At 70.4% G+C, this 4,611-nt stretch carries 5 protein-coding genes; 4 read left to right on the forward strand and 1 reads right to left on the reverse strand.

The annotated features are described in order from the left end of the window. Positions 1-181, reverse strand: a 181-nt coding sequence (locus tag I3F58_RS29925; RefSeq protein WP_374208061.1) for a hypothetical protein, incomplete at its 3' end; no start/stop codon positions are given. A 610-nt stretch (positions 182-791) separates the two neighbouring features. On the opposite strand from I3F58_RS29925, the gene I3F58_RS29000 reads away from it, so the two are divergent. The 4 genes from I3F58_RS29000 (at position 792) to I3F58_RS29015 (ending at position 4,457) form a co-directional block, all read left to right on the forward strand. Further along, positions 792-971, forward strand: coding sequence for a hypothetical protein (locus tag I3F58_RS29000; protein ID WP_240111689.1), 180 nt, complete (start codon positions 792-794; stop codon positions 969-971). Positions 972-1,110: 139 nt separating this feature from the next. After that, a complete protein-coding gene (locus I3F58_RS29005; RefSeq protein ID WP_240111690.1) occupies positions 1,111-1,941 on the forward strand; it encodes a fumarylacetoacetate hydrolase family protein in 831 nt (276 codons plus the stop codon). After that, positions 1,934-3,421, forward strand: a complete 1,488-nt coding sequence (gene gltX / locus I3F58_RS29010; protein ID WP_240111691.1) for a glutamate--tRNA ligase — start codon at positions 1,934-1,936, stop codon at positions 3,419-3,421. Before I3F58_RS29005 ends, gltX begins: the two co-directional genes overlap by 8 nt. A 313-nt stretch (positions 3,422-3,734) precedes the next feature. Further along, positions 3,735-4,457 (forward strand): HAD family hydrolase, encoded by a 723-nt coding sequence (locus I3F58_RS29015; RefSeq protein WP_240111692.1) that lies wholly within the window; start codon positions 3,735-3,737, stop codon positions 4,455-4,457. Positions 4,458-4,611 lie beyond the last annotated feature (154 nt).

A 4,611-nucleotide genomic window follows, 5' to 3' on the forward strand; every position in this document is an offset into this window, starting at 1 on the left:
CGCCTGCCGCACGCCCGGCGCCGCCCGGCCCACCGGGCGTACGCGCGGCGTGGTCGCCGCCGTCGCCGGCGGCCGCCGGTCCCGGGTACGGGGGGTGCTGGGGCGACGTGCCGCGGTCGTTCCCGCCGCGCGGCTCCTGTCCCGCCGCAGCGCTGTCATCCCTCTTGAAACGTCCCTGCACTAGCGTCGCAACCTCTGGACCAGGCGTCCCTCCGCGCGAACGGACAGGACGGTGTCGGCGTTCATCAAGGGCGCGGAACGCGCCCTTCCATCGTGGGTGACCGGCGCCGGAATCCCCCCTTCCCCGCCGCCGCTCGGCGCTTCTTCGCACCAAGCCCGCCGGTTCTCCTTCCGCGGCGGTGCGTGAGATTCCAGCACAGTGCCGGATCTCCAACAAGGGCGGCGGGTGCCCCCGCCGATGCTGTCACGAGCGGTGAGTGTGTCATTACGTGCCGTCGAAGGCGATCGCGGAGGAATCGGACTTTCGCTTACGAGTCGCTCACGGGGTACTTGCGGGTAGAGGGTGTCCCAGACGAGATGATCAGCGGCGGAATGGAAGGTTCAGTGGTGTGATGTCCGGTTTCGACGATCTGTTCGGCCGTCCGATTTTTCCGAAATAAGTCGCGGGTGGTGAGCAAACTCACACACCAGGCGGTGGCTGTTCGCGGTAATGACAGGGAACTGGATGTTTAGCCTGACGCCTTACAGGGATGGCCCATCCGTCACACGCGCCCCCTAGTCGCAGCAGCGGTACTAGGGCGCACCCATATCTCCGAGGTCTGAAACCACCCATGAACACGACGCCGATCCGCAGCATCGCGAACCCTCGCCGCACCACCCTCGCCCACCTCGCGGACGCCGCGGAGCTGGAGCGCGGCGCGCTGCCGGAGCACATGGCCGAGCTGCCCGCCGCCACCGCCAACCCGCGTCGGACCGTCCTTCACCAGGCCCCCGTGCTGGCGGCCGACTGACCGCGGCACGCACCCGGCCCGCCTCCCGCATCGCCGTCCGTGCCGTGACCGCGGGCGGAATGCGGCAGGTCGGGGGCCTGTCCCGCGTTAGCCTGGAGCGTCAGACTCCAGTCAGCGGAAGTAGGGGGCACAGGCACCCGTGCGCATCGCCAGGTTCTCCATCGACGGCAACGTCGCCTTCGGCGCGGTCGAAACGGTCGGCAAGACCGAGGCGGCCCGGGCCGCCGAAGGTGCCGGTGGCACCGGGGCAGTGAGCGAGGGCGACCTCGTCCTCAACATCATCAAGGGCATCCCCTACACGGACTTCGAGCTGAGCGGCACCAGGGTCCCGCTGAGCAAGGTCCGGCTGCTGCCCCCCGTGCTCCCCAACAAGGTCGTGGCCATCGGCCGCAACTACGCCGAGCACGCGGCGGAACTCGGCAACGAGGTCCCGGAGGTTCCCGTCGCCTTCTTCAAGCCCACCACCTCCGTGGTCGGCTCCGGCGACGCCATCGAGTACCCCTCCTTCTCCCAGGAGGTGCACCACGAGGCGGAGCTTGCCGTCGTCATCGGCCGCATGTGCCGCGAGGTCCCCCGCGAACGCGTCAAGGACGTCGTCTTCGGCTACACCTGCGCCAACGACGTCACCGCGCGGGACGTCCAGCAGCGCGAGAAGCAGTGGGCCCGGGCCAAGGGCTTCGACACCTCCTGCCCGCTCGGCCCCTGGGTGGAGACCGACCTCGACCCGAGCGACCTCACCATCCAGTGCACGGTCAACGGCGAACAGCGCCAGCTGGGTCGTACGAGCGACATGATCCGCTCCATCGAGGACCTGGTCGTCCACATCACCGAGGCCATGACGCTGCTGCCCGGCGACGTCATCCTCACCGGCACTCCCGCCGGGGTCGGCCCCCTCACCGTCGGCGACGAGGTCGCCGTCACCATCGAAGGCATCGGCACTCTCACCAACAAGGTGATCAAGCGTGGCTAACACCCCCGACCGTCCCGTCCGCGTACGGTTCTGCCCGTCCCCGACAGGCAACCCCCACGTGGGCCTGGTCCGCACCGCCCTGTTCAACTGGGCGTTCGCCCGGCACCACGGCGGCACCATGGTCTTCCGCATCGAGGACACCGACGCGGCCCGCGACTCGGAGGAGTCGTACGAGCAGCTCCTCGACTCGCTCCGCTGGCTCGGTCTCACCTGGGACGAGGGCCCCGAGGTCGGCGGTCCCCACGCGCCGTACCGCCAGTCGCAGCGCATGGACATCTACCGGGACGTCGCGGAGAAGCTCCTCAAGGGCGGCTACGCCTACCACTGCTACTGCACCACCGAGGAGCTCGACGCCCGCCGCGAGGCCGCCCGCGCCGCCGGGAGGCCGTCGGGCTACGACGGCCACTGCCGCGAGCTGACCGCCGAGCAGACGGCGGCGTACCAGGCGGAGGGCCGCGCGGCCATCGTCCGCTTCCGGATGCCGGACGCGCCCATCACCTTCCGCGATCTGGTCCGCGGCGAGCTGACCTTCACGCCGGACAACGTCCCCGACTACGGCATCGTCCGTGCCAACGGGGCGCCGCTGTACACGCTGGTCAACCCGGTGGACGACGCGCTGATGGAGATCACGCACGTCCTGCGCGGCGAGGACCTGCTGTCCTCCACCCCCCGCCAGATCGCCCTCTACAAGGCGCTGACCGAACTCGGCATCGCGAAGTCGATCCCCGAGTTCGGCCACCTCCCGTACGTGATGGGCGAGGGCAACAAGAAGCTCTCCAAGCGCGACCCGCAGTCGTCCCTGAACCTCTACCGCGAGCGCGGCTTCCTCCCGGAGGGCCTGCTCAACTACCTCTCCCTCCTGGGCTGGTCGTTCTCCGCCGACCAGGACGTCTTCACGATCCCCGAGATGATCGAGAAGTTCGAGATCGCGGACGTGAACGCGAACCCGGCGCGGTTCGACCTGAAGAAGGCGGAGTCGATCAACGCGGACCACATCCGCATGCTCGACGCGAAGGCGTTCGCCGCGGCCTGCGAGCCCTGGCTCCAGGCCCCGCACGCCCCCTGGGCGCCGGAGGACTTCGACCGCGAGGCCTGGGAGCGGATCGCCCCGCACGCCCAGACCCGCCTGACGGTCCTGTCCGACATCACGGCCAACGTCGACTTCCTGTTCCTGGCCGAGCCCGTCGAGGACGAGGCGTCCTGGCAGAAGGCCATGAAGGGCGACCCGGCGGCCCTGCTCACCACCGCCCGCGCCAGGCTGGAGGCGGCGGACTGGACGAGCCCCGAGTCCCTGAAGGACGCGGTCCTGAAGGCGGGCGAGGAGCACGGCCTGAAGCTCGGCAAGGCCCAGGCGCCGGTCCGGGTGGCGGTCACGGGCCGCACGGTCGGCCTCCCGCTCTTCGAGTCCCTGGAGATCCTGGGCAAGGAGAAGACCCTGAACCGCATCGACGCGGCCCTGGCGAAGCTGACCGCGGCGTAGGCCGAAACCGGGGGCTTCCCTCCCCGGAAGCCCCTTGGCCGAGGCTTCACCGCTCGTCCTCAAGTGCCGGAGAGGCGGACATCCGGCCCCTCCGGCACTTGAGCAGCGGGCGGAGCGGGGGCGGCGCCCCCCCCACGATCCGGGCAGGGCCGGGGCGGAGGAAGGCCCACCAGGGCGAGCCGCGGCCGCCTTCCCGCCTGTGCCCGTCGGCCGCATGGCCGTCTGCGCCGGCCTCCGGGCATCGGCACCGCGCGTGCCGGGCGATGATCCCCGGGCCCCTTCCGCGAGGCCTGTCGGCGGTACGGTCATGGTCATGGCCATCCGAGCCGTCCTCTGGGACATCGACGACACGATCTTCGACTACGCCACAGCCGACCGCGCCGGCATGCGCCGCCACCTCCGGGCCGAAGGGCTGGCCGGTGCGTTCGGCTCCGCCGAGGACGCCCTGAAGCGCTGGCGGCAGGCCACCGAAACGCACTGGGCCCGCTTCTCCGCAGGCGAGACCGGCTGGGAGGAACAGCGCCGCGACCGCGTGCGGACGTTCCTCGACGACCCCGCGCTCCCGGACCGGGACGCCAACGCCTGGTTCACCCGCTACATCGCGCACTACGAGGCCGCCTGGGAGCTCTTCCCGGACACCGTCCCCGTACTGGACCTGCTCGCCTCCGACTACCGCCACGGCGTCCTGTCGAACTCGTCGCTGCACAACCAGGACCGCAAGCTGCGCCTGCTGGGCGTGCGGGACCGGTTCGAGGCGGTCGTCTGCGCCGCCGACATCGGCGTCTCCAAGCCCGAGCCCGGTGCCTTCCACACCGCCTGCACCGCCCTCGGGCTGGCCCCGCACGAGGTCGCGTACGTCGGTGACCAGCCTGACATCGACGCGCGCGGCGCCGCCGAGGCGGGGCTGATGGGGGTCTGGCTGGACCGGCGGGGGAGGGGCGGACGGCCCGAGCTGACCCGGATCACCGGGCTGGACCAGCTCCCTTCCCTGCTCCGCGCGGATACCCGTTTTGGAGCCCAGGACACCTTCGGGTAATGTTCTTTCTGCGCCGAGGGGAGCGGGCCGGAAGGCCGGATCCCCGAAGCGCAAGCCGAACAAAGTCCCCCAGGGGGTTGTGTTCCGGTGGCCTATGGTGTAATTGGCAGCACGACTGATTCTGGTTCAGTTAGTCTTGGTTCGAGTCCAGGTA

The sequence above is a fragment of the Streptomyces sp. MUM 203J genome (genome assembly GCF_022414595.1).
Classification (GTDB): domain Bacteria; phylum Actinomycetota; class Actinomycetes; order Streptomycetales; family Streptomycetaceae; genus Streptomyces.

What these genes read in the sequence shown, in the direction of transcription:
- I3F58_RS29015 (WP_240111692.1), top strand. Translation starts at nt 3,735, where the DNA reads ATGGCCATCCGAGCCGTCCTCTGGGACATCGACGACACGATCTTCGAC.
- I3F58_RS29000 (WP_240111689.1), top strand. Translation starts at nt 792, where the DNA reads ATGAACACGACGCCGATCCGCAGCATCGCGAACCCTCGCCGCACCACC.